This is a genomic window from Pontibacillus salipaludis, assembly GCF_014642405.1.
GTDB classification, from domain to species: Bacteria; Bacillota; Bacilli; order Bacillales; family BH030062; genus Pontibacillus; species Pontibacillus salipaludis.
Genome location: NZ_BMIN01000001.1, coordinates 231891 through 257491, shown reverse-complemented (window position 1 = coordinate 257491; position 25601 = coordinate 231891). Strand labels below are relative to the sequence as shown.

At 37.5% G+C, this 25601-nt stretch carries 25 protein-coding genes; 17 read left to right on the top strand and 8 right to left on the bottom strand.

Going from position 1 to position 25601, the window contains the following annotated elements:
- Positions 1-50: 50 nt before the first annotated feature.
- Positions 51-398, bottom strand: a complete 348-nt coding sequence (locus tag IEW76_RS01275) for a winged helix-turn-helix transcriptional regulator (protein WP_188650157.1) — start codon at positions 396-398, stop codon at positions 51-53.
- 190 nt (positions 399-588) lie between these two features.
- Here IEW76_RS01275 and IEW76_RS01270 point away from each other — a divergent pair, with 190 nt between their 5' ends.
- On the top strand, positions 589-1551 hold the full coding sequence (locus IEW76_RS01270) for a TIGR03571 family LLM class oxidoreductase (protein ID WP_373285917.1): 963 nt from the start codon (positions 589-591) through the stop codon (positions 1549-1551).
- 83 nt (positions 1552-1634) lie between these two features.
- Here IEW76_RS01270 and yfkAB read toward each other — a convergent pair whose 3' ends face one another.
- A complete protein-coding gene (gene yfkAB, locus IEW76_RS01265) occupies positions 1635-2756 on the bottom strand; it encodes a radical SAM/CxCxxxxC motif protein YfkAB (protein WP_373285916.1) in 1122 nt (373 codons plus the stop codon).
- Positions 2757-2981: 225 nt separating this feature from the next.
- Between yfkAB and IEW76_RS01260 the strand changes: the two genes are divergently transcribed.
- Positions 2982-3731 carry an SDR family oxidoreductase gene (locus IEW76_RS01260; protein WP_036779183.1) on the top strand — a complete coding sequence of 250 codons (750 nt, stop codon included), beginning with the start codon at positions 2982-2984 and terminating at the stop codon, positions 3729-3731.
- Between the two features lie 45 nt (positions 3732-3776).
- On the opposite strand, the gene IEW76_RS01255 is transcribed toward IEW76_RS01260, so the two are convergent.
- Positions 3777-4049, bottom strand: coding sequence for an acylphosphatase (locus tag IEW76_RS01255; protein WP_188650155.1), 273 nt, complete (start codon positions 4047-4049; stop codon positions 3777-3779).
- A gap of 73 nt (positions 4050-4122) precedes the next feature.
- The gene (locus tag IEW76_RS01250; RefSeq protein WP_188650153.1) at positions 4123-4383 is read right to left on the bottom strand and encodes a transcriptional regulator SplA domain-containing protein; all 261 of its coding nucleotides are present in this window, start codon (positions 4381-4383) and stop codon (positions 4123-4125) included.
- Between the two features lie 362 nt (positions 4384-4745).
- On the opposite strand from IEW76_RS01250, the gene IEW76_RS01245 reads away from it, so the two are divergent.
- On the top strand, positions 4746-5618 hold the full coding sequence (locus IEW76_RS01245; protein ID WP_188650151.1) for an alpha/beta hydrolase: 873 nt from the start codon (positions 4746-4748) through the stop codon (positions 5616-5618).
- Between the two features lie 555 nt (positions 5619-6173).
- Positions 6174-7229 (top strand): class I SAM-dependent methyltransferase, encoded by a 1056-nt coding sequence (locus IEW76_RS01240; protein WP_229721081.1) that lies wholly within the window; start codon positions 6174-6176, stop codon positions 7227-7229.
- A 263-nt stretch (positions 7230-7492) separates the two neighbouring features.
- Here IEW76_RS01240 and IEW76_RS01235 read toward each other — a convergent pair whose 3' ends face one another.
- A complete protein-coding gene (locus IEW76_RS01235) occupies positions 7493-7897 on the bottom strand; it encodes a hypothetical protein (protein ID WP_188650149.1) in 405 nt (134 codons plus the stop codon).
- Between the two features lie 156 nt (positions 7898-8053).
- On the opposite strand from IEW76_RS01235, the gene IEW76_RS01230 reads away from it, so the two are divergent.
- The gene (locus IEW76_RS01230) at positions 8054-8962 is read left to right on the top strand and encodes an ABC transporter ATP-binding protein (protein ID WP_188650148.1); all 909 of its coding nucleotides are present in this window, start codon (positions 8054-8056) and stop codon (positions 8960-8962) included.
- Positions 8962-9768, top strand: a complete 807-nt coding sequence (locus IEW76_RS01225; protein WP_188650146.1) for an ABC transporter permease subunit — start codon at positions 8962-8964, stop codon at positions 9766-9768. The genes IEW76_RS01230 and IEW76_RS01225 overlap by 1 nt, the downstream gene beginning before the upstream one ends.
- Positions 9769-9832: 64 nt before the next feature.
- On the opposite strand, the gene IEW76_RS01220 is transcribed toward IEW76_RS01225, so the two are convergent.
- A complete protein-coding gene (locus tag IEW76_RS01220) occupies positions 9833-10930 on the bottom strand; it encodes a tyrosine-type recombinase/integrase (RefSeq protein ID WP_188650144.1) in 1098 nt (365 codons plus the stop codon).
- 174 nt (positions 10931-11104) lie between these two features.
- On the opposite strand from IEW76_RS01220, the gene IEW76_RS01215 reads away from it, so the two are divergent.
- The 3 genes from IEW76_RS01215 (at position 11105) to IEW76_RS01205 (ending at position 16553) form a co-directional block, all read left to right on the top strand.
- Positions 11105-12043, top strand: coding sequence for a helix-turn-helix domain-containing protein (locus IEW76_RS01215; RefSeq protein ID WP_188650142.1), 939 nt, complete (start codon positions 11105-11107; stop codon positions 12041-12043).
- Positions 12044-12104: 61 nt separating this feature from the next.
- The gene (locus IEW76_RS01210) at positions 12105-12755 is read left to right on the top strand and encodes a nucleoside deaminase (RefSeq protein ID WP_188650140.1); all 651 of its coding nucleotides are present in this window, start codon (positions 12105-12107) and stop codon (positions 12753-12755) included.
- A gap of 159 nt (positions 12756-12914) precedes the next feature.
- Positions 12915-16553 carry a dynamin family protein gene (locus IEW76_RS01205; protein ID WP_188650138.1) on the top strand — a complete coding sequence of 1213 codons (3639 nt, stop codon included), beginning with the start codon at positions 12915-12917 and terminating at the stop codon, positions 16551-16553.
- An 87-nt stretch (positions 16554-16640) separates the two neighbouring features.
- Here IEW76_RS01205 and IEW76_RS01200 read toward each other — a convergent pair whose 3' ends face one another.
- Positions 16641-17402 carry a SurA N-terminal domain-containing protein gene (locus IEW76_RS01200; protein WP_188650136.1) on the bottom strand — a complete coding sequence of 254 codons (762 nt, stop codon included), beginning with the start codon at positions 17400-17402 and terminating at the stop codon, positions 16641-16643.
- A 185-nt stretch (positions 17403-17587) separates the two neighbouring features.
- On the opposite strand from IEW76_RS01200, the gene IEW76_RS01195 reads away from it, so the two are divergent.
- From IEW76_RS01195 to IEW76_RS01175, 5 genes are all read left to right on the top strand, one after another.
- Positions 17588-18358 carry a DUF4397 domain-containing protein gene (locus IEW76_RS01195; RefSeq protein WP_188650134.1) on the top strand — a complete coding sequence of 257 codons (771 nt, stop codon included), beginning with the start codon at positions 17588-17590 and terminating at the stop codon, positions 18356-18358.
- A 122-nt stretch (positions 18359-18480) separates the two neighbouring features.
- Positions 18481-20274 carry a M3 family oligoendopeptidase gene (locus IEW76_RS01190; protein WP_188650132.1) on the top strand — a complete coding sequence of 598 codons (1794 nt, stop codon included), beginning with the start codon at positions 18481-18483 and terminating at the stop codon, positions 20272-20274.
- 321 nt (positions 20275-20595) lie between these two features.
- Positions 20596-20796 (top strand): cold-shock protein, encoded by a 201-nt coding sequence (locus IEW76_RS01185; protein ID WP_036779154.1) that lies wholly within the window; start codon positions 20596-20598, stop codon positions 20794-20796.
- Positions 20797-20940: 144 nt separating this feature from the next.
- Positions 20941-21144: a cold-inducible protein YdjO-related protein gene (locus IEW76_RS01180; RefSeq protein ID WP_036779151.1), complete on the top strand. Its 204-nt coding sequence runs from the start codon at positions 20941-20943 to the stop codon at positions 21142-21144.
- 119 nt (positions 21145-21263) lie between these two features.
- A complete protein-coding gene (locus IEW76_RS01175; RefSeq protein ID WP_188650130.1) occupies positions 21264-22052 on the top strand; it encodes a carbon-nitrogen family hydrolase in 789 nt (262 codons plus the stop codon).
- Between the two features lie 534 nt (positions 22053-22586).
- Here IEW76_RS01175 and IEW76_RS01170 read toward each other — a convergent pair.
- Positions 22587-23678: an NAD(P)/FAD-dependent oxidoreductase gene (locus IEW76_RS01170; protein WP_188650128.1), complete on the bottom strand. Its 1092-nt coding sequence runs from the start codon at positions 23676-23678 to the stop codon at positions 22587-22589.
- Between the two features lie 174 nt (positions 23679-23852).
- On the opposite strand from IEW76_RS01170, the gene IEW76_RS01165 reads away from it, so the two are divergent.
- From IEW76_RS01165 to IEW76_RS01155, 3 genes are all read left to right on the top strand, one after another.
- Positions 23853-24077 (top strand): sulfurtransferase TusA family protein, encoded by a 225-nt coding sequence (locus IEW76_RS01165; RefSeq protein ID WP_373285915.1) that lies wholly within the window; start codon positions 23853-23855, stop codon positions 24075-24077.
- Between the two features lie 79 nt (positions 24078-24156).
- On the top strand, positions 24157-24636 hold the full coding sequence (locus IEW76_RS01160) for a DsrE/DsrF/DrsH-like family protein (protein WP_188650123.1): 480 nt from the start codon (positions 24157-24159) through the stop codon (positions 24634-24636).
- 144 nt (positions 24637-24780) lie between these two features.
- Positions 24781-25563: a sulfite exporter TauE/SafE family protein gene (locus IEW76_RS01155; protein ID WP_188650121.1), complete on the top strand. Its 783-nt coding sequence runs from the start codon at positions 24781-24783 to the stop codon at positions 25561-25563.
- Positions 25564-25601 lie beyond the last annotated feature (38 nt).

Genomic DNA, 25601 nt, shown 5'->3' with positions numbered 1-25601 from the left:
TGTTTGGCTATTAAACACAAAAATAAGTGCAAAATTAAGTTTGGTGGGATTTATGACTCAATTGGTTCTTTTTTCAATCCATCGCCTGTCTGTGCAATGTGTTCTTCTCCCCAAGAGCATAAAGATGTTAGAATCTTTTCCAAGCTCCAACCATATTCAGTCAGGGAGTACTCTACTTTAGGTGGAACTTGATTATAGACTCTTCTCTCAATGATTCCATCATCTTCAAGCTCTCTTAATTGTTGGGTTAGCATTTTTTGGGTGATCTCAGGAATTAGTCTCTTTAACTCATTTGTCCGTTTGGTGCCATTATCAATAAGGTGGCAAAGAATAACTACCTTCCATTTCCCACCAATTACATCTAACGTTGCTTCTACGGGTATATTATAGTGCTTCACGGGAATCCTCCTAACAGCAGGAATGCATTTTTACTACCTTCAGATTATAACGTTGTTCAAAGTGTTCTGCCAAACAATGTGCAATTTGTGTAATGCTAAGCTAATTTTTTGAAATAAAGGTTTCTTTCTATCATACTTCTATGTGTTATATAATCTTTACTCAACTAGGTAAATTAGAGAGGATATTATTATGAATTGGCAAAGTCATTATGGTTTTAGTCGTATGATTAAACCGAATCATTTAACGATTGGTCTTAACATGCCAATTGAAAATCACGGAAAAGAGAAGCCAACATTAGATCATCAGATTGAAAGGGTTCAACTTGCAGAAAAGCTAGGATTTAGTTCAATATGGTTCCAGGATGTATTGTTAGAAGACCCTACCTTTGATGATCCAGCTACAGGGCAAATATTAGATAGCTTTATTTATCTTACTTATATGGGAGCTCATACAAAGCGAATAAATTTGGGGACAGCAGCTTCTGTGTTGTCTTTACGCCATCCTGCTCGTTTTGCAAAAGAGATAGCAAGTATAGAGAATTTAATACCTGAACGATTAATGATTGGACTTTCATCTGGAGATCGTCGCAGGGATTTCGAAGCGATGAACGTTCCTATTATGGAAAGAGGCCATTTGTTTAGAGAAAGCTTTGATTATCTACAGCACCTTTTGTATACGGATTATTCAAATACGGAAACAGCCCTTGGTAAAATGGAGAATGTTACACTCGTACCAAAGCCAACGAGTAAAATACCTATGTTTATTACTGGATACGCACAACAGACTTTAGAATATGTAGCCAAACATGGTGATGGGTGGATGTTTTATCCTCAATCGGTTGATGAACAAAAAGGGCTTATACAACAATTCAGACAAGAGGTTGCGAGATTTGAAGCAGAAACATTTAAGCCTTTCTTCCAACCTGTTGTCTTCGATCTTGCTGAGAACAAAGATCAAGAGCCTGAAAGAATCTCCCTAGGATACCGAGTGGGGAGCCGAGCACTTGTGAAGTGGTTAAAGGAATATGAAGCGATTGGAGTAAACCACGTTCTCGTTTCTCTAGGAGATAGTACTAGGCCAGCAGAAGAAGTTATGAGGGAACTTGGGGAAGAGGTTATCCCTTATTTTCCGCCGCATCACGATTACAAGTAATTGCACGATATCTGTTGATTTAAATTGAAAGTACAATACAAACAAAGACCGCTAAGAGTGACTCTCTTAGCGGTCTTTGAACTTTAACGAGTAATCTTAGCTTCTCTCGTTTTAAAATCAACATCTTTGTAATACGTATTTTTTACAAGGACATTCGGACCCAAACAAGCAGCAGCTGGGCAATGGCAATTTAAACTTTGTGCTAATGTACTTTCCTTCCATCGATTATAAGCTAATGGAAGAGAGGTGTTTTGAATATTTCCAAGTGGTGGTTCATCTGCAAAGTCTGTCACGATAATCTCACCGCTGAAAATATTAATATTTAATCGAGAACGTCCATCTGGATCATTACGAACCGTAACATTTTTCTCACTAAACAAGCGCTTTTGTAATTCCAAGTCTTCTTTTGAAGTACTACACGGGTAAAATGGAAGAGTTCCAAATAGCATCCACATATCTTCTGATCGATGATTTAATAATCGATTAATTCCATCACGCATTTCATCTAGAGACAAGGTTTCAAGTCCACTTGCGAAATCAACTGGGTACATAGGATGAACTTCATGTCTCGCACAGCCCATTTCAATAATATGGTCATGAATTTGTTCTAAGTACGGATATGTTCGCTTATTAAGCATCGTTTCTGCGGATACCATAACTCCTTCAGCAGAGAGTTTCTGAGAATTTTCCACCATTCGATTGAAATAGCCTTTTCTAATGTCCTCAGAAGGTTTTTTCTCCATTCTGGCAAAGCCAGTAGTAATAAACTCTTCTAAAGTTCCCCAGTTATGAGAAATATGTAAAACGTCAAGGTAGGGGATAATAGGCTTATACCTTTCATAGGGCAGAGTTAAATTTGAATTGATTTGCGTTCTGGCACCACGTTCATGTGCATATTTCAGTAGCGGAACCACATACTGTTCAACAGACTTTTTGCTTAAGACAGGTTCTCCCCCTGTGATACTAAGCGCTCGTAAGTGAGGGATCTCATCTAACCGTTCTTTTAACAATTCAAAAGGTAGTGCATCAGGATCTTTATTTTGAAGCGTGTACCCCACCGCACAGTGGTCACATCGCATATTACAAAGATGCGTCGTTGTAAATTCGACATTCGAGAGGATCATCTCTCCATGTTCTGTTACATCCATATAGGCTTCCCATGGATCATTATGGGGCGTAATGGGTTTGAGCTTCATGCCTTTCATATATGAAACTCCCTTTCTATTTAAAATTAAACACACTAGTCACTATTGTATCACTAAAGGATCATTAAAAGAACCATAACATAATGTTTGATAAGCCTTTAATAAAAGGCTCTGTTAAGGTTGCTGTTGTCTGAACACAATGTGCTGATATGCGTTAAATCGTGAATACACCATTTCACAAAAGGGTAATGTGATTAAGTAAAAGATAAAAGAGGAGGACTTTATGTGTCACATTTAAAAGGAAAAACAGCAGTTATTACAGGTGCTAGTAGTGGTATTGGTGAATCAATAGCTCAACATTTCGCAGCTGAAGGGACCAACGTAGTACTAGCTGCAAGGCGCGAAGAGCGTTTACACAAGCTGGCTGATTCATTAAAAACAGAACATAACATTCAGGTGAAAGTGGTTCAAACAGACGTGACGAAGCAAGAGGACATGGAACGACTTGTTAAAGAGACCAAAGAAGAGTTTAAATCTGTAGATTACTTCATTAATAATGCAGGTGTTATGCTTCTCTCATTCTTAAAAAATGATAAAGTTGATGAATGGGAGAAAATGATTGATGTAAATATTAAAGGTGTCCTTTTCGGGATCCATGCCACACTACCAACGATGTTGGAGCAAGAGAGTGGTCATATCATTAATGTATCATCTGTAGCAGGGCACGAAGTATTTCCGTCTAGTACGGTTTATAGTGCCACGAAATACGCAGTTAAAGCCCTTTCACAAGGAATGGAAAAAGAACTTTCTAAAACAGGCGTACGGGTAACGAATATATCCCCGGGCGCTGTATCAACAGAACTTCCTGAACATATAACAGACGAAGAAGTGCTTGAGATGTTCTCGGATCGAAAAGGTCGCATCACTCTAGAAGCTGAAGATATAGCACGTTCTGTTGTATACGCAGTTTCACAACCAAGCTACGTAAATGTAAACGAAGTTATTGTTCGTCCCATGCAAAAAGAAAGTAAATAAAGAAATAGAAAATGCTGTCCCTTTTTTATGAGGACAGCATTTATTTTAGCGAATTTCAAAGGTTTGGAATTCATTAGTTGTTTCTAATTCTTCAATGGTTACATCCGATACTTTAGCATATGGACTTGGTCCGTGTTTAATGGCTTCAGTATAAGATTGTACGCGATCATTCTCGCCCTGTGCATCAATTTCTACGGTCCCGTCTGACTTATTTTTCACCCATCCAACTACGTTATATTCTTGTGCTTTTTGTTGTGCAGAGAAACGAAACCCAACACCTTGCACACGACCAGTTACAATCATATGAATACGTTTCATCCTATCACCTCATGTCTAGTTAAGATACGTAGAACCATTACCTTTTATGAGATGAATTAAACTAGGAGAGAGGTTACATATACTCGTCAGAGGGGTAGTCTCCATATATTTCTTCATAGGCTGCTTGTGCAGCTTCCTCTGTAGTGAAGAGGGCATCATTTTCTTCAATAAGGTGATAGGTCTCATGAAGAAATAGTGCATTTTGTTCAGGGTTATGAGGATGAGGTACAATTTCTGCTTGTTTAATATTCATTACTGTAGGAGTGTGAGGGTTTCGGTAGAGCACAAATACTTCATCTCCAGATTTAATCTCCTTAGGATCAATCATATCCATTTATATCCCACCTTTATAATAGTTATCATTAGTTTATATAAATGAGAAAGAACTAATCATATTTCATCTTGCTAATATTTGTCACGTTAGTTTACATAATAATGTTATCGTATATTCATCGCTTAAGTTCGTTTTATATTTAAATAAATGGGGGAGAATATACATGTTTCATTGTTCTACTTTTAAATTGGCTCATTAAATGATTCATGTTGTTATGATATAGGTCTCAAGAAAAGGTCAGGAATCATGAGGATTTAATACTGAGACAATGTTTCCATACAGACCTTGTAATAAACCTTCCTTAATAGGAGAAGATGAAATGAGTATACAAGTAGCTTACATAGTTCAGAAAGAGGTGCAGCATGGTAGAAGAAAAAGTATGTACATTTAAAGCCAGGGATGAAGCGGATCTTCAATATTACCTTTATAGCGAAGGGAACGAAAAAAACAAGCCTACCATTATATTTATTCATGGAATTACTGCTGAATTGCACCATATAAGACAATTTGCCTCTAAAGCCAAAAAGGAAGCAAATGTAATTATCCCAATATTAAGGGGGTATCACCCTAATCTTATTAGAGGTGATTTACAATATAAGGGGCAGTATGATGATGACTTGGAAGACTTATGTTTGTATTTACAGTCAATAGACCTTCAAAATGTATATTGGTGTGGCCATTCAATGGGATGCGGGAATTTATTGAGAGTGCTCAAAAAGGAAACTGTTTCAAAATTAAGTGAAGGTTTCATTTTTCTCTCTCCATTTTTTCATCCTACTTTGCCAGTTTACAACTTTCAAAATTCCTCTAATAAGGACCTTAATGATATTTATGAATTAAAATTATTAAAATCAATTTTACTGTACACACTCCACCAATTTAAGGTACAAATTTTCAGTAAGACTAAAGTCGTAAAGGTTCCAGATGATTTCCATGAAAATAAACTGCTACACTTAAGCTTTCGTCTAATGATTTCCCGTATTCCCGATGCAAGGATGTTAAACACATTGTATAAATCAAAAATTCCTTTGTTTATGATGATTGGGGATGAAGATGAAGTAACGAATGCTACAAAGCTTGCTGAATGGTGGAAAGGGCGGACAAACCACCCATATAAAATGCAAAAAGGGCACAATCACAATACTATAATATCTGAGGATTCGAACGTTTATGAAGTATTAGATTGGGTAAAAACAATCTTCGATAAACAAACTAAAGTTACAAGTGAACCATAAAAATATTATGTTAACTAATGGTGCGTAGTCAATCCGAACGAAACTTAGTAGCAACTCCGAATGATAAAACCATTTAAAAAACTTAATTAAGAATCACACAAGTAATCCTAATAATCTAGTCCATTATTCGTTTTATTTAATTAGTAGTGACTACCTAGGTTGTTAAGATCCAACGAAAAAGGAACTAGGATAGGAAGAAACCATAACATTCAAAAAAGAATCCTTTTTCTGCGCTAAATCCTTGGATATTTGTAAAGAATTATCGTAAGAACCAGCCATCTGTCTTAAGAATATAAGGCAGCGGGCTTTTTTTAATAAGAACATTAAAGATTTTAATCTTGCAAGTGCTAGCCCCCCCATACCGTTTGAGAGAAGTAAGAGAAATATAACAACATCATCCATATAGAAACTTAGTAGCAACTCCGAACAAAAATGAAAACAATTAAACCATACAATAAATACAAAATCGTCTAAGACATAGCAATAGAAGAAACTTAATTGTAAGCGGTATCAGAATCGTATATAATGTAAGAAAATTCTGTAAGAGGTGAGGTAGTGGAAACAAATTCAATTTGGGTTTCTAAAGATGGAAAGCCCTTCATTGAAGAGCATATTGGCAGAACGGCTCTCCTTCCTAGCCACCGAGTAGATTTAAGAAACTTTACAGAAAGGGAATATAATAAGTTGGTAAAGATGGATCGTGTGAAAGATTGGTCTTCTCTAAGTTGGAAAGATGTAGGAAAACCTTTAGAAGTCAAGAAATATTCAAACGATCGAAAGCAATACGAAGAATCTTACGGAGAAGAAATGAAACCTTTTACATCGTGGCAATATTTTAATAAGGCATTTCATGAATGGTTTGTAAAAGATGTACCGAACGAAATGAAAGAACAAAAAAATCAGTTTTTCAAAAGCCTAAAGTCTTTTAATCCTCAACAAATTAAAAGTGCTTTAGGAGATGTGGCCAAAATACAGCTTTGGAATTATGCTCACCGTATTCAGGATGGGGTGTGGGATCCGAGGGGGAAAAGAGCATTATTTGAAGGTTTAGATGTAACAAACCCACGAATACTATTCCTCGGAGCAGCAGAAGGATACGAAGGTATGCAGTTAGGAGCGATGTATCCTGGAGCTCATATAACAATGGTTGATTACGATGATTACTGTAGAAACACTCGCTTTGAAGAGTTTCCCGATACATACCCATTTTTAGGAGAGAATCCATCTACAGGACAACAGAAAGTCTATTACAAAGGTGATTTCATAATCGATTATATTGTAAATGACATAAGGAACCTTCCATTTGGTAAAGAATTTGATATAGTCTTATCTGTAGGGTTATTGGAACATTTCCCTGATGGCTACAAGCCTGAGGTTATGGACTGGCACCGAAAGTTTTTAAAACCGGGTGGCTATGCTATTTTAACAACACCGAGAAATCAATTACGCTCAAGGCTCTATTATAATGTAATGGCCGATGTAATGAACCATACGTATCGAGAACTAATGACTGTGGAACAAATGGGGTTATACGTATATGAGAATGGGTTTGACATCAAGCAGCATGGCTTTATTAAAGTGCACAATGGGATAGTTGCACAATCAAGATAAAGAAGAATCCACCTCATGTGAGGTGGATTCTTCTTTTTATATAAAATACAATGAAGGCGGACATAGATACAAGGGGCGTAAACCATTAGGAGATTAACTTTACCACATGAGAATTCATGTTCAATTGGCTGTAAAATGGGCTGCTAAGTTAACAACTCAAAAACAAACTCCAACATATAATCATACTTAGTAGTAACTCCGAACAATTAAAAAAAACAAACAAGAAACAAAATAAAAAACCAGCTCAACAAAAGAGCTGATTTCTATTCATTCACAGGATAGTCCATTAAGTCAATTTCTTCACCAACTCGCATAGCAAGTGCCTCATTACGTTCTCTTGCTACTGGTTTAGCGCGGGATTTCTCAGAAACCTTGATGGTACCATTATCCAATAGTTGCTTAATCTCAATAAAAAAGGTAGGTGGAGTATCGCTATTTAATGTACCACTTAAAATTCTTAAGTTGTTATTAGTACCTCTAGTGACTTCAGAATCTTCCCATAATATAGCTCCGTCGTACATATCCTCATTATAAAGCTCTGCAAAATTCATTGCTTCGATAATAGCTTCTACAGAAGTGTGATAGGCATTCGGACTACCGATATATGTTTTCAGTTGTCCGTCGTATACAAGAGGGCGATAAATAATTGATGTGTCATGTGAAGACATATATTTCATCCTTTAACATGTTGTTACGGATAGTATGTACGATGGGTAAAAAAACTATACTTACACTAAAGGATTAAATTGACAGACTAAGAGGGGGAGCTTACGATAATCATAAGTCACTAAAATACAGCTTTTTCATTAGAAAGGGGGATTTAGATGATTAACGTTGAAAATGTTACAAAGTCTTTCTCTAATGGCAAGGGGATATTCAATGTTTCTTTTAGGGTAGAAGAAGGAGATATATTTGGTTTTCTTGGACCTAATGGGGCTGGGAAATCAACTACCATACGTCAGCTAATGGGCTTTATGAATCCGAATGAAGGGAATTTATCTATTTCAAAATATAACTGCTGGGAAGACGCGCCTACCATCCAGAAATTTGTAGGCTATCTTCCAGGTGAAATTGCTCTTATTGAAAAGATGAAAGGAACTGAATTTCTTAACTTACTTGAAGATATGAGATCATTGCGTGGTACCTCAAGAAAAGACGCTTTAATTGATCGTTTTCAATTTGACCCTTCTATACAAATACGTAAGATGTCTAAAGGGATGAAGCAAAAAGTGGGTATTGTAGCTGCCTTTATGCACGATCCATCCATTTACATATTAGATGAGCCTACATCAGGACTTGACCCCTTTATGCAAAGGGAGTTTCTTAATTTGTTAGGCGAAGAACGAGGGAGGGGGAAAACCATTTTAATGAGTTCCCACTATTTCCCTGAGGTGGAGCGTACGTGTAACAGAGCTTCTATCATTAAGGAAGGTAGAATCGTAAGGACAGATTCTATGACAGATCTTCGTTCCTTACAAACAAAAAAAGTAGAAGTCACATTTGAAGATGAGGTAGAGGCTCGTTCCTACGCAGATCAGTTTCCTGATCAAGTGGAAAGTAGATCCTATAACCGGGTTATAGTTCCTATAAAAGGAAGCTATGATGCTTTTGTTACTTCCCTACAAAATCACTCAGTTACAAATATGGAAATGGAGTCTCAAACACTTGAAGAGGTCTTTATGGATATCTATAATCATAAGAACGCGCCTTCTGATCAAGAGGAGGAGTTATAATGAGCCTTTATAAACGTATGTTACAACTACATGCTATGAGTATTGTTGGGTTTACCGCAGTCTCTGTACTATATATGACCCTCATTATTTGGATTTTCCCAACGTTTGCAGATAAGATGGATGTTATGAATGAGCTAATATCAGGTATGCCCGCTGGATTTATTCAAGCCTTCGGTTTAGAAGCAGGAATGGGGAGTCTTGGAGAATTTTTATCAAGCAAGTATTACGATATGATCTTTATCATTATTCTATCAATCTACAGTATTATGATTACGAATCAACTCATCTCCCAATTTATAGATCGGGGATCAATGGCCTATTTACTGGCGACACCCTATTCAAGAATCAAGATTGCACTCATACACTTCTCGGTATTTCTCACAGGATTACTCACTATTATGGTTGTGACGACAGCTATAGGGATATGGGCTCAAACGGTGATCGTTACAAGCGATAATCAAATGGATGTCCAAGCGTTTTTAGAAGTGAATCTAATGGGGACACTTTTATTTTTCGCTCTTGGGAGTTTGAATTTCCTCTTATCTTGTTTATTGAACGATGAGAAGAAAGCTTTAGGTGCTGCTTCCTTGGTGGTTTTTCTCATGTACGGGTTTGATATTATAGCAAAATTAACAGAGAAGTTAAGTTGGTTGGAGTATGCTACATTATTCTCTTTCTTTCAAGCAAGTGATATTTTAAGAAGTGGATCGGCCCCTGTTTATTCCTATTTTTGGCTTATAGTGATTGGTATAGCAGCCTTGAGTATGTCTTTGTGGATATTTAAGAAAAGAGATTTACCTTTATAAAAATAAATTGAAAGCGCCTAGCATTTAGCTGGGCGCTTTTTTAGCTCTTTAGTACAAGAAGAAACTATTTCATAAACTGACCTCCAATTTTTACAGCAGCATGGTCCTGGAATTTTCGCTTACGACGGAGGTAATTATCAGTGGTAGAGGACGATTCATGATCTAACAAGTCTTGTATCGCTTTTAAATCTGCTCCTTTAGATAAGTAATAAGAAGCCGTGTAATGTCTACACGTATGCGGAGTAATCTTAAATTTAATAGGATTAGAGGTTTTCGCATAACGTTCCTGGCGATCTAAGCGTTGCTGGATGAATGGAAATATAGTATGCAAGTTTTCTATTTGTTTAGTGAATTCATTACTTAAATACTTAAAATTATAATGTTCTCCGTTAGGCTTAGGGAAAAGAGGGGTCTCATCTCCGTCTAAGTCTCCTGAAAAGCCTCGCCTCATTCTAAATTCACTAATCACTTCTAGTACTTCTTCAAATAAAGGGACTTCTCGCAATTTACTTCGTTTCCCAATAACAGATACAAAATAAAGCCCAACATCTGGTTGATAAAAAACTTCAGACCATTTAGCTTCTGCAAATTCCTGAATACGAAGGCCTGTTGAAACCAATGTATACAACATTGTATACATATAATAGTCATGCTCTTTGAAGTATTTAAGGAGTTCTTCAACTTCTTCTTCATAAAAGTCTCGATTGACGAGTTGTTCTTTTTTTACAGAGATTCGTTTCATACTTTTTGTAAGGTCGTAGTTTACGATATCGCGATTATGTAAATAAGAGAGAAACTGACTAACAACGGTACTTTTGCGACGTAAGGTAGTGGGACGGTATGAGCAGCTTTCTAAATACAGCTGATAGCGCCCCAAGTCTTCGTGATGAATGGTTTGGATTGTATGGCCATCCGTTTGTATGTATTCGATAAACTGACGAACATCACGGAAATACTCTTTTAGGGTAGAAGTCTTCCGGCGTGACCCAAGTGTAGGGTCGTCATGGAGGAACAAATAAAGAAGCAGCTCATCCGGAACTTGTCCCCAGGGAATATCCCTGAAACCAACTTGCATAATCTTATGGTACAAATCAGGAGAACTCCAATCGATTTGTTGTTGGGTGATGTGATGAATGGTTTGGATTGTTGTTTGATTATTCATAATGTTCTCCCTTCGTTTATTAAATGACAAAACCAAAACTTTCTATCTATACTATAACATAGCATTTTTCTATAAACCTAGAAAAATTGTTTATTATTCTATGTTCAGTTACAAATGTATAAATTATAATAGAATATATAGTTATTATATATTTTTGTAATAGGGGGAGCGAATATGTACTTGTCTATTCAGCAAGTTTCCAAAAAGTTACATAAATCAGAGAGGCAAATACGATACATGATCAAACAAGAGCAAATCATGCCGGTTAACCCAGATACTTACAGACGAGATGGGGGGTATCGATTCAAGGAAGAAGAGATTGAACATATTAGAAGGACTTATGATATGAATGGATTAACTGTAAAGGAGGCAGCGAAACGAGCTGGAATTTCTCCGCAATACTTAATGCAGTTTGTGGGGAAAGGAGAGGTGGAAAGTTTCACGAAGATCATCGGAAAACAAAAGCGGCGCTTTTTTGAATTGGAAGAAATTGAACGATTTAAAGACCGTTTGAAGGAGCGAACTGTGTCGAATCGAGAAGGGGAATATGGGGCTTTGGTGCAACTAATTTCGCGAGAAGTCCGTATTTTTGATAAGGTGCGTATAAATGGCGTCATGACGCGGGTTGTGAGTACATCTCCATTAAAAACTTTGATGAGTAACGGCAAAGAAATCCATATACATGAAAATATTGAAGGAAAAGGAATATGGCCGGAGCGAGATTATATTAAACAAAAAGGATTTGCAGAATTCTCTGTACCTATTCCTCGTAATATGGATCACCCTGTATATGATTTGTTGTACAAAATGATCTTACAGCTAGGCAAAAAAAATATACAAATCTATGAAACAGATCTAGGTGATTTTTACGTTCGATGCAGGTTAGGACAATTAAAGATTACAGAGGATGAACTACAATTGTTACTACGGTATATAGAAAAGGGAGAAATCTATTATGATCCTAAAACTTTTGTTGCTCACCTAATGTCGGGCTTTACTACAACTTCCATTGATATACCAACCAAAATACTGAAGCGGTATCAACAGGAAGCTGAAGAACTTGGCCTCCCTGTAGAAGAATTACTCTTAAAAGCGTTACGTCGTTATTTGTAACTAGGAGGATTTTCTTCTTTCAAAGTCTAATAAGATACAAGAAGATGGAAGGAGGGATTTTGTGGAATGGTATCAATTATCTAGTCAGTGGAAAAGGGGCTTTGAATTAGCTTGGGAATCCTATTCACTAGGGTCTAAGCCAATAGCTGCATTAGTCACAAATGAAGATGGAGAGATCATTGCTGAAGGAAAATGCGCGGTTCATTGTGAGCTTCCTGGTGAAGGGGTTAGTTGTAATGAAATTGCGCATGCTGAAGTAAATGCCCTTTTAAATATCGATAATCGTGTACATACATACCGAGGTTCTTATACTCTTTACTCGACGTTAGAACCATGTCCTCTATGCATGGGAGCGTTATACATGTCTGGTATAAAAAATTTAAAGTATGCCGCAAAAGATGAGTACGGGGGGAGTGTTAATTTACTAGGGGCGACGCCTTATATGAGTCGAAAAATCATTAAAGTGAAAGGCCCGTTCGCTAACATTGAAGAAGTATCTATTGTTTTAAACGTTGCCTATGACATTGAACATGACCCTAAAAAAACATTCGTTATAGAAGAGATGAAAAGGGAATACCCTGAGGCCGTTGAAGTGGGAAGGGAATTTGCAAGTCACGGTACACTTCAGCAGTACAAGCATCTCCCGTTTGAAAATGTGTATCTATTAATACAAAAATCACTAATCAAACAATCAAAAAGTTTACACCTCTAGGTGAATGAATGCACCCAGGTACATGTATGGATTAAAGTGTACCTGGTTTTTTCGTGAATAAAAAGGGAAGAGATGTTAAAATCATGGTAACCGTTATCAATTGACGCACAATTTCAATACAATAAAGAATGAACTGTTTATAAAGGAGTTACCAGTATCATGACAACTGACCAGTACCAAGATTCTTTACATCCATTAGCTAGTTTATTTAAGCAATTTACCATGTATGAAGCTCAAGAATCAGCTGAGAAAGCGCTGGATTTATTGGAGAAACAACAAAATCAAGAGCTTGTGATTGGCTTTGCCGGACATTTTTCAGCTGGGAAATCAACTATGATTAACACGCTTCTTGAAGAGGAACTTTTACCATCGAGTCCTATTCCAACGAGCGCCAATCTTGTGAAAGTTAAAAAGGGGGAGGGGTATGCTCGTGTTTATTTCACTGAGGAAGATCCAATTGAATACCCTGAACCATATAATATGGATCAAATACAACAATTCTGTAAAGATGGCGATGCCATTAAAGAACTTGAACTGACTAAACAAGACACTCATTTACCTGAGAACGTAACCATTCTTGATACTCCGGGGATTGATTCATCAAATGATGCCGATAGAGTAATGACAGAGTCAGCTCTCCATGTAGTGGACGTATTGTTCTATGTGATGGATTACAATCATGTTCAATCTGAGGTGAATTTAGCCTTTTTATCAGAAATGCAGGAAAAAGGGAAGCCCATTTACATTATAGTGAATCAGATCGATAAACACGATGAATCTGAATTAACATTTTCTTCTTTTAAGCAAAGTGTATACGACGCGCTAAACAATTGGAGTATTAAGACAGAAGGGGTCTTCTTTACTACACTGACAAATCTCGAACTACATTTGAATCAATTCGAGGAAATGAAGTCAACCCTTAATCAATTCATTAACCAGAAGAGAACAATTATTAAAGAAACGATCAATCAATCCAGCAAAACGCTTATCACCGAATATATCGCTCAATTAAAGGAAGATAACAAAGACGTACAAGAGGGTCTTGAAAAGAAACTAGCTTCTTTTCAAAATGAAGTTAGGGATCTTTCATCTCAAGAACAAATGAATGAAACGAAAGCCATACCAGAGAATGCGGAAGATGATTTAAGAAAGCGAGTGGATCATTCATTACGAAATGCGACCCTTATGCCTTATGAAGTTAGAGAAAAAGCCCGTTCATATATAGAGTCTCAACAATCAAATTTTAAGGTGGGGATTTTCTTCTCGAAATCGAAAACAGAAGCAGCTCGAGAAGAAAGGCTAGAAGCATTTCATGAAGCATTATCTCAACAGGCTAAGGCGAAACTGGAATGGCCGGTAAGGAAAGCTCTTGTCGAAACAGCGAAATCATACAATGTTTTCGATGAAACTACTTTGCAAAAATTTGAGAATTTCACCTTTACTTTTGCTTCTGATTTACTTGACAACACCATTCAAAAAGGTGCTGGGTCTGGTGGAGATTATGTACTTCAGTATTCTGAAGATGTTTCACGTGAGATTAAGCGTTTGGTTAAAGACGAGGCGCTTAAACTTTGGGGAGAAGCTTCTCAATTTCTAGAGAATGAAAAAGCAGAGAAATTAGAACAGCTTAAGGCGAAGGAAGAATCCGAGAATCAATACTTATCTTATAAACAACAGCTTGATTCCCTTCATAATGACCTATCTGAAAGAAAAGATTCTCTAATGAATATCAGAAAAGGAGCTCATGATATTGAAGGAGCGCTTGATGATGCTACTTCAACACTATTCACACGAGAACATCGTGTTCGTAGAGGTGTAGAGCTAGATGTCAAAGCACCTAAAAAGAATGATAAGCCCCAATCCAGTAATGAGGATGAGGAAAATTCCAATTTTCAAAACAAAAAAGGGGTTACAATTGAAAAAGCGATTGAGCGATTAGATGAGACATATGCTGCACTACAACCCTTGCAAGGGTTCGGTTCGTTACAACAGGATTTACTAGAAAAGAAGAGTCGCCTACAATCCAGGCATTACACAGTCGCTTTATTCGGGGCTTTCTCAGCTGGGAAATCATCGTTTGCAAATGCTCTGTTAGGTGAAGCAGTCTTACCTGTGTCACCTAATCCTACAACAGCAACTATTAATAAAATACTACCCGTTACAGAGGAATACCCTCATGGTAGTGTTCGAGTAAAAGTGAAAGAATTAGAAGATTTAAAAGAGGATCTCGCTTATGCGACAGATCACTATAGTGATCAATTTAAGACTATTGATCACTTAGTAAAATGGATAGAAGAAGATAACGATCGCATATCTTCGATCACCCCTGACCAAAAAAGATGGTCCTTTCTTAGAGCTGTCACAAATGGGTATTCATACATTAGAGATCATCTTGGAGGAACGCTTGAAGTCGGCGTAGAAGAATTCAAGGAATTTGTCGCGAATGAAGAGCGATCTTGCTTCATTGAATGGATGGAATTGTACTACGATTGTGCCCTTACCAGAGAAGGAATCACCCTTGTAGACACACCTGGTGCTGACTCAGTTAATGCGCGCCATACAGAAACCTCTTTTGAATACATTAAAGAGGCAGACGCAATTCTATTTGTAACTTATTATAACCATGCTTTCTCAGGTGCAGATCGGGACTTCCTTTTACAACTCGGACGAGTGAAAGACGCATTTAGTATGGATAAAATGTTCTTTGTCGTTAACGCTTCAGATCTTGCTAAAACAAGCGAAGAATTAGATCTCGTTACAAACTATGTAGAAGAACAATTACTTCAATATGGAATTCGCTTACCTCGGTTATTTCCTGTATCCAGTAAAATGGCTATAGAAGAACGTACAGGAAAATCCGAAATAACATCTGTTACTGGTACATCGGGAATAGTGGAATTTGAAAAGTCGTTCTATCAGTTTATACAACAAGAACTAGTACAACTCCTTATTCACGCTGCTTTTCATGATCTAGAGCGAGCAAGGAATACAATTGAACAATATATTCAATCCGCCTCTTTAGACCAGAAGCAAAAAGAAGAAAAGAAAATTGAATATCAAAAAGAGAAAAAAGACTTAGTCTCTCAAATTGAAGGTTCAGATAAAACACGCTACGAGCAATCCATTGAAAATAAAGTGACCAAACAAATCTATTATGTTCAAGAGCGTTTATCGTTAGCTTTTTCTGATCTATTTAAGCAATCGTTTAATCCGGCTGTAATAAAAGGCAATGGTAAAGAGGCAAAAGAAGCACTTCAAAAAAGTTTTAATCACTTGAAAGAAATGCTTGAGCATGAATTACTTCAGGAACTGAGAGCTGTAACCATTCGTTTAGAAACGTTCACAAATACAACAGCCAAAGAATGGAAACATGACCTCGAGGAGAAGTGTAAAAGGGAAATAGCATCTGTATCACTTCCTTATTACGAAGATAAGAAGATCCAGACACCAGAGATTCAACCAGATCTACCTATTTCAAAGAAAGATAAAGCTATTGAGCAGGCACTAGGTTTATTTAGAAACCCTAAAGCATTTTTCGAACAAAATGAGAAAGAAAAAATGAAAGAGGCTCTCCTAGATGGTTTGCTACCTCATGTAGAATCGGTAATAAAATCCAATGATGAATGGCTTATCCGTTATTATATTTCAGAATGGAAGACACTCACTGAAGAGTACCAAGAGAAGTCAAAAAGAAGCGTAGAAGAATATTACAATGGTTTACTAAGTTCCCTTGAAGAGCGTGTTGACCTCGACAAACTTAAAACCACAAAACAAAAGATCGAACACTCGATTCGTTAATAAGCAAGATTGTAATAGAAAAAATAGCTTTAAAAGCGGAATTTGTCTAATAAAAAAAGCAGCCATGCTATGGCTGCTTTTTATACATTATACTTTCTTTTCGATTTCAGCATCTTTTTTCAGCTTGTCTACTAGCTGTTTTTCTTGCTGTTGTTTCTTTTGTTGCTGAATGCTTTGTTTAATTTGATCTTTCACTTCTTTTAGCTCCGGAACTTCCTGTTCACTTCCTTCACTACTTTTAGCTAGTTGATCATATTGCTTTTGAATCTCTTCGTCTGTTACTTTTACTTCTTCTGTGTTTTCAGCAATAAATTTATCAAGCATGATTTGAGTGCGAAGTTGATCTTTTACTTCCTCTTTAGAAATTTCTTCTTTTTCTAAGAGCTTGTTAAACTGTTCTTCGCCACCATTTTGCTTGATGATGTTATCTAAATCTTTTTGTACTTCTTCATCAGAAACGTTAATATCCGAAGATTCCGCTTCTTGTTTAACAACTTCTAGGTTAATGAGTTGAGTCAGGATCGAATCTTTCATTTGTGTAAGTTGTTCATCTTTAAGCTCCATACCTTGTTGCTTCGCCATCTGCTTTTGTTGCTCAATGGAATCGTTTAAGCGAGACATAGGAATCTCTTCGCCATTTACTACAGCGGCTACGTCTCCTTCAGATTCTTTGTCATTGTTTTCTGAATTTTTTTCTTCTTTGTTTTCGCTATCCTTGCTTTCTTCTGTCGTTTCAGTATCTTTGGAGTCATTATCATTAGAGCCTTCTTCGCTACTTGAGCACCCTACGATTCCTACGGAAAGGACAAGGCCAAATAGCAATGTGGCCAGTTTTTTCTTGAATGTCAAAAGAACATCTCCCTTGCTGAAAATTCAATTCTGTTAGACTGTATCATACCACAAAGACTCTTGTAAAATACATCCTCTCACATTGAGGCTTGTTCAGTATGTAAATACCAATTTTAAAGGCATGTTTAGGAACTATTTCACATAGTCATTAGTGAAGATTGCTATTTAAGGGGGAATTAAGCAAAATGAATCCATACTATTACAATCAATATGAACAAAGCCTCATCCAAAATGCTTCAATGTACGATTTGCTCGCTAATTACTACAAGTATATAGATCCTAATAAACATATGATGTATTACATGAAGCATTATGAGTGCATGCGTCAACTAACGGGGATGCACCGTTCAACAGAACAACAGAACACCCAACAGGCAAATCATCAGAACATGTCTTATGTAAGGGTTTTTCACGCATCACCTAATGCTCCTAATGTTGATGTGTATGTAAATGGTCAGCAGCTTCTTCAAAATGTAGCCTTTAAACAAGTCAGTCAATACGTACCGGTTATGGCGGGTGATTATCGTATTAAGATTACTCCAACTGGAAAATCTGAGGCGGTACTGACGAAAGATGTTCGAGTAGACCCAGGTCAGGCTTATACGGTTGCCGCTGCCGGGAATGTTGAAGAACTAACTCTGGTACCTTATGTTGATGATATGACACCAGCTCAAGGTAAAGCGAAAGCGCGGTTCATTCATTTATCCCCAGATGCTCCGCGTGTCGACATTGCGGTTAAAGGAGGGGAAGTTCTATTTCCGAATGTAGGCTTTAAGGAGGCAACCAACTATGTGACTCTTCCTCCGACACAGGTAGACTTAGAAGTTAGGCCGGCAGGATCTAAACAAGTTGTCCTCACTGTCCCAGGTGTAATGTTAGAGTCTGAAGGAATCTATAATGCTGTAGCAGTAGGATATGCTAATGGTGAACCTACACTAGAAGCCATATTTATATAAACAACACCCCTTCCCTGTGGAAGGGGTGTTGTTTGTTTTTGTAAATAAAAGTGCTTAAGTGTAGAAAATATTATGAAAATTTAATATACTTAGAGTTACGAAATAATGAAGGAGGATATTCAATGACGAAAACGTCTTATGATTTAACGTGGGATTTAGATGTAATCTTTGAGGGAGGCAGTGAATCAGAGGCTTTTAAGCAATATTTACATACCTTAAATGATAATCTGCAAGGCTTGAGTGAAAAGGTAAATCAATTTACTACCCCTGAAAGTGTAAATGAAGTGGAGGCACTTGCGACGATTATTCAACACTTAGAAACCGTTACGACGCAAATACGAGAAAGCGGTGCATTTATTAGTTGTTTGTCTGCTCAAAATGTTGACGACAAAAAAGCTAGTTTATTAAGAGCGCAAGTCAGTCAGATGGGAGCTTTGTTTTCCACAACAATGACACAGCTTGATCAAAAATTGGTTCAAGTTGAAGAAAGCGTGTGGAATGACCTACTCGATTCTCCCGAGTTATCCAATTTACAATTTGTATTAAATGAAAAAAGAAGAAGAGCAAATGAAAACTTACCCCTTGAGCAAGAGGCAATTATTAATGACTTAAGCATTGATGGATATCACGCGTGGGGTCAAATGTATAATACGATCGTTGGCAAGATGAGTGTAGAAGTAGAAGAAGATGGAGAATCTCATCATTTATCTGTCGGACAAGCTTCGAACAAATTGAGCTCTGCTGATCGAGATGTAAGGCAAGCCGTTTTTCACAAGTTACAAAATGCTTGGACAGAACAACAAGACTTATTTGGCGAAACGATTAATCACTTGTCAGGATTTCGACTACAAACGTATAAGCATAGAAATTGGGATAATGTGCTTAAGGAGCCGCTTGAAATTAATCGAATGAGTGAGAAAACACTTGATACGATGTGGTCTTCGATTACAAAGTATAAGGGTACTTTCGTAAAATATCTTGAACGAAAAGCACATTTACTTGGTCTTGAAAAACTGAATTGGTATGATGTCGGTGCACCGATTACAAATGAGGAACAAACAGTTTCTTATGATGAAGGGGCAAAGTTTATTGTGGATCAGTTTAATCAATTCGGTCCTAAAATGGCTTCATTTGCAGAAATGGCCTTTGAAAAAAGGTGGATTGAAGCTGAAGATCGAAGCGGCAAACGACCAGGTGGTTTTTGCACAAGCTTTCCTGACAGCAAACAAACGCGCATTTTTATGACTTATTCTGGAACCGCCTCAAATGTTGCTACACTCGCTCACGAACTAGGTCACGCTTTCCATCAACATGTAATGGATGATGTTCACCCTTTAAATCAACGCTATGCCATGAACGTGGCTGAAACGGCATCGACGTTTGCTGAGATGATTGTAGCAGATGCTGCTGTTAAGAAAGCGGAGACGGAACAAGAGCGATTATCCCTTTTAGAGGACAAGGTGAATCGAAGTGTGGCCTTTTTCATGAACATCCATGCTCGCTTCTTATTTGAAACGAGGTTTTATGAAGAGCGTAAACAAGGTCAAGTTTCAGTCGAACGCCTTAATGAGCTAATGGAAGAAGCGCAAAAAGAAGCGTACTGTGATGCGCTAGGAGAATATGATCCACATATGTGGGCATCTAAACTTCATTTCCATATCACAGGTGTTCCATTCTATAACTTCCCGTACACATTTGGTTATTTATTTAGCCTAGGGATTTATGCGAAAGCATTAGAAGAGGGAAGCGACTTCGAAGAGAAGTATATCGCGTTATTGAAAGATACAGGTAGTATGAGAGTTGAAGACCTAGCCATGAAACATCTAAACGTTGATATTGAAAAACCAGAATTCTGGGAAGATGCTATAAAATTATGTGTGAAAGATGTTGAAGAATTCCTTCACCTAAGCCAATAAAAGGGAGGTGGGATTGGCTCTTATAGAAAGAGTTGATCCCACTCTCATATTAATACAAAATGAAATCGTTTCACTTATTCACTTGACTTATGTGTAAGAAGGGAGTATTATAGAATTAATAAAGAAAACAACAGAATATGAACTCGAACGAATAAAACACCATTAGAAACATAAGATAAGTAATGAGTTACGATTTGAAAGATACTCCGATTCACATATCAGAAAGAGTATTAATTCACATTAGTACTTTTTCTAATATGTGATTTTTTATTACTTCAATAAAAGTAACATATTAGAAATTAGTAATGGAGGTTTTCTCTAATGAAAACAGGTACAGTAAAATGGTTTAACGCAGAAAAAGGTTTTGGCTTCATCGAAGTACAAGGTGAAGACGATGTATTCGTACACTTCAGTGCGATCAACGAAGAAGGCTTCAAGTCTCTTGAAGAAGGCCAAAGCGTTGAATTTGAAGTAACAGAAGGTAACCGTGGACCACAAGCGGCTAACGTAACTAAATTATAAGAGTTAAAAAGCTACCTCCTAAGGTAGCTTTTTATATATACTTTCTCTAAGTTTCAGTTCTCTAAAAGATGAAGGTATGAGAGGAGCAAACGAAAAATCGTTTGTTTTTCTAATATAAGTCTTTTCCAAGGAGGCGTTCAGTAGATGGCATTTGGTAAGAAGAAACAAGAAGAGATTAAGAAACAAGACCTTAAAATTTGGGAATGCTCCTCTGAAGATTGCAATGCATGGATGCGGGATAATTTTAAATCAGAAGAAACCCCTACATGCCCAATTTGCAAAAGCAAAATGGTGACATCTGTCAAAGAGCTACAAGTTGTAGAAAATAACAGCGCTAAATGGAATTGATGAATAAAAAAGACCTCACTAATAGTGAGGTCTTTTTTTATGTCGTATTGAAAGAATTTTCTTGCAAAAAGAGAGGGATGTGCGCTATCGTGTAAACAAACTAGATGGGGAGGATTTTTGTGAGTTTACATGTTGCCATACTTCAAATAGATATTACATATGGAAATCCTGTAGAAAACCAAAAGCACATTGAAAGACAAATGAAGCAGCTCGAGTCACTTGAACAGGTAGATGTAGTGGTAATGCCTGAACTTTGGAACACTGGATATGACCTTACTAGATTGGATGAAATTGCTGATCCTTCAGGAGAAGCGAGTCAAAGCTTCTTATCTCGTCTAGCTCGTCAATACGGTGTAAATATCGTAGGAGGATCAGTAGCGAAGAAGGAGAACGGAAAGAACACAAACACGTTGTATGTATTTGATAAAGAAGGGCATCTCAAGAAAGAATACAGCAAGGTTCATCTATTTAAGTTAATGGATGAACATTTATATTTACATGCTGGAGAGAATAAAAGCCACTTTGAATTAAATGGATACCCGAGTGCTGCGTTTATATGTTATGACATACGTTTTCCTGAATGGATGAGAACCCATACCACCAGTGGAAGTGAAGTTTTGTTTGTCGTAGCTCAATGGCCAACCCCTCGCATAGATCATTGGAAAAGCTTGCTCATTAGTCGGGCGATAGAGAACCAGTCCTTCATTGTAGCATGCAACCGAATCGGGAGTGATCCTAAGAACTCATTTGGTGGCCATTCCATTATCATCAGTCCTTGGGGAGATATTATCTCAGAGGCAGATGATACCGAAATGATCCTTACCGGAGAACTTGATATGAGTATAGTCGAAGGCATTCGAAAACAAATCCCTATTTTTCAAGATCGCCGAACTGACCTTTACGAATAAAAACTCTATCCTACATGCGTACCATTAAAATAAAGGCTACTTTGTTACTGTTTAGTGTTGATTTGTTCCATAAGCCCCTTATATGGAAGAAATCAAGTTGTGATGAGATGTATTCGGTAGTCGGAAGGAGGTTTCCGTCTGCTTTAATGGAGCCTAAGGAGGGCCTGGAAACTAGCCTCATATGGGAGGTTTGGGGCTTAAGAGCAACTATAATAAGCGGGTCTGTTCACCTTATTAACGTCAAGGCAGGCTTGGGGACTGCGAGACTCCCGCGGGGTGAGGAGCCTAGGGGAGACCCCGCAAGACGGCTTGCCGGCTGAGGAGACTTCCCAGCTCCCCGCAGGAAAGCGAGTGGTCCCCAAGCCTGTCCAACCACTCTTTTGGCGACGGACCCATCCTGACCAAGTGTCTGAGCTTCTTGAGTATTCAACAATCCTGCCTCATTTTTGAACAAGCTTGTTATAAAGAATAACAACATTAAACTTCAACAGAGCCAATATAAAAAGAAGCGAGCCTACCAATAGGCTCGCTTCTTTATGTTTGATATTGTTTCATAAATTTACGATCAATACGATTCTTTAAATTCCAAGCAATCTTCCCTTTATATGACCATTTTCCATAGAGAAGAAAACCCTCTTTTTGGCCAATGGACATAATGGCAAGCCATTTACTCTGGGGGATATAATGGCTACCATCCCCTGTTGAAAGAAACCCTTTGATATTCTCCCAAAGTATAGGGGCTTGACGTATTGCGAACACCCCATTCTTTGGTAGGTCAGGTTTTTCAGAAAGGCTAATGCAATCTCCTGCTCCAAATATTGAAGGATGTTCTTTCACTTGTAATGTTGATTCTACTTGAAGGTAACCCTCATCATCGATGGGAAGCTTCGATTGTTTAAATACACTAGGAGCTTTTGGACCTGCTAACCATAGGGCATCTGTATACTTAATCTCAGTACTTTGATCCGTATAAATTTTATCATTTGTCATCTCAGTGACGTGACTTCCTTTTTGGAGTTTTATACCTTTATCTTTTACAATTCGTTCGATTTTTTTCGAAATGTCTATCGTTTCTCCAGGAAGTAATCGATCAGCACCACTTATAATGGTGACATCTTTACCCTCGTTATGGTGTGTTCTATAGGACTGCAGAGATAAAGCCAGTTCAACCCCTGCAATTCCCCCGCCGACTATTGATAAATGATCCGTCTGTCGAACTTCATCAACCATCGCGGGAAAATGATAATTTGGTTTGATCCGTCTCGCATGTTCTTTAACACCTTTTATTTCCGTATGTGCTGTGAGTGATCCGATATCAAATGACACCACATCATAGGAGAGAACGTTCCCCTGATCGGTGAGTAAAATTTTCTGCTCTGCATCAATTGAGACAATGAACTCCTCTTTAAATTCAACGGAAGCTTTCTCGCATAACTGTGGAAGGGACACTCTGATTTCTTCCTCGTTATATAACCCCTCAGCGTATCCAGAAAACATCCCTGAATAATATTGATAAGGAGACGGAGAAATCAGAATAACTTCCGTTTCTGGAAGTTGTTCATTACGTAGTTGATCAATAATATGTAAATGTGCATGGCCTGCACCAATTAATACTAACCTGTTCATGTGTTGTTTTCACTCCTCGTTCTCATCTGCCTCAAACTATATCAGATATAGATCTCCTAAACCAACACTAGCTTTTCTTATACAAATATACCCCTAGGGGTTGACGTTTGTGTAAATCCGTATTAAGATACCCATATAGGTATTTAAAGAAAAAAACAACTTGGAGGTATGAAAATGAATACAACTGTATTAGACGTTAAAGGAATGGCTTGCCCAATGCCAATTATTAAAACAAAAAAATCGATGCAGGATCTAAATACTGGAGATGTATTAGAAGTGCACACAACAGACCAAGGTGCGGTTGCAGACTTGTCCGCATGGGCTAAATCTGGCGGACACGAAGTAATGGATCATAAAGAAGAAGATGGAGTTATTACGTTCTGGATCCGTAAAGGATAATAAAAGGTGAAGGTAGGAGAGGAAATCACACCCTCTCCTATACCCCTACTTGTATTAGTATAAAAGGAGGAACCTATAAATGTCTACTACAAAAAAGACAAATATCATCCTATTTAGCGGTGACTACGATAAAGCGATGGCTGCCTATATTATTGCAAATGGAGCAGCGGCTTATGATCACGAAGTTACGATTTTCCATACATTTTGGGGATTGAATGCACTTCGTAAAGATGAACAGGTGGATGTACAAAAAGGTTTTCTAGAGAAAATGTTTGGAAAAATGATGCCACGTGGTGCAGACAAAATGGGACTATCCAATATGAATATGGCTGGTATGGGTCCTAAAATGATTAAAAAAGTCATGAAAAAACACAATACTACATCATTACCAGCTCTTATTGAGATGGCTCAAATGCAAGAGATTAATCTAGTAGCTTGTCAAATGACTATGGATTTGCTTGGATTCCAAAAAGCAGAGTTATTAGATGACATTACCTATGCTGGTGTAGCCGCTTATCTTGCAGATGCAGAAGAAGGAAATGTGAACTTATTTATTTAATGATTCTTAATTAAGTCCGTCCGATTCAAAGATCAGCTCCCAATCTTTTGAGAAAGTAAAAGCATAAATTAAGATAGGGAACTGATCTTTTTATTGGATCGGTATTGTTCAGCGTTATAGAGGAATAGGGGAGGCTGACACGACATGGAATTTTCATTTATTATTACAATCTTCCTCATTGGATTTATAGGATCATTCGTTTCCGGTATGGTTGGAATTGGTGGCTCTATCATTAAATATCCAATGTTATTATATATACCTCCATTACTAGGGTTCACAGCCTTTACAGCCCATGAAGTATCAGGGATCAGTGCTGTGCAAGTATTCTTTGCTACAATTGGAGGCGTTTGGGCTTATCGAAAAGGCGGCTATTTAAATAAATCGCTTATTGCTTATATGGGTGTAAGTATTCTACTCGGTAGCTTCATAGGAGGTTACGGTTCTAGGTTGATGTCTGATACTGGAGTGAACCTGGTATATGGCTTACTAGCCACTATAGCAGCTATCATGATGTTCATCCCTAAAAAAGGTATTGACGATGAGAACATGAGTGAAGTAACGTTTCCAAAAGCATTAGCATCTGTGCTAGCATTTGTTACTGGTATTGGAGCTGGAATTGTAGGTGCTGCGGGTGCATTCATATTAGTGCCTATCATGCTAGTAGTCTTAAAGATTCCTACTCGCATGACGATTGCAAGTTCTCTTGCGATCACATTTATTTCATCGATTGGAGCTACCATTGGTAAGATTACAACGGGGCAAGTAGAATATGGACCAGCTGCAATTATGATCGTAGCTAGTCTTCTGGCTTCACCACTAGGTGCAAATGCAGCTAAGAAAATAAACACCAAGATTCTACAAACAATACTTGCTCTCTTAATTTTAGGAAGTGCAATAAAAATTTGGTTAGAATTTTTTGGAGTGTAAATAATGGAGGAGACGACTTTAGAAAAGTGTTCGTCTCC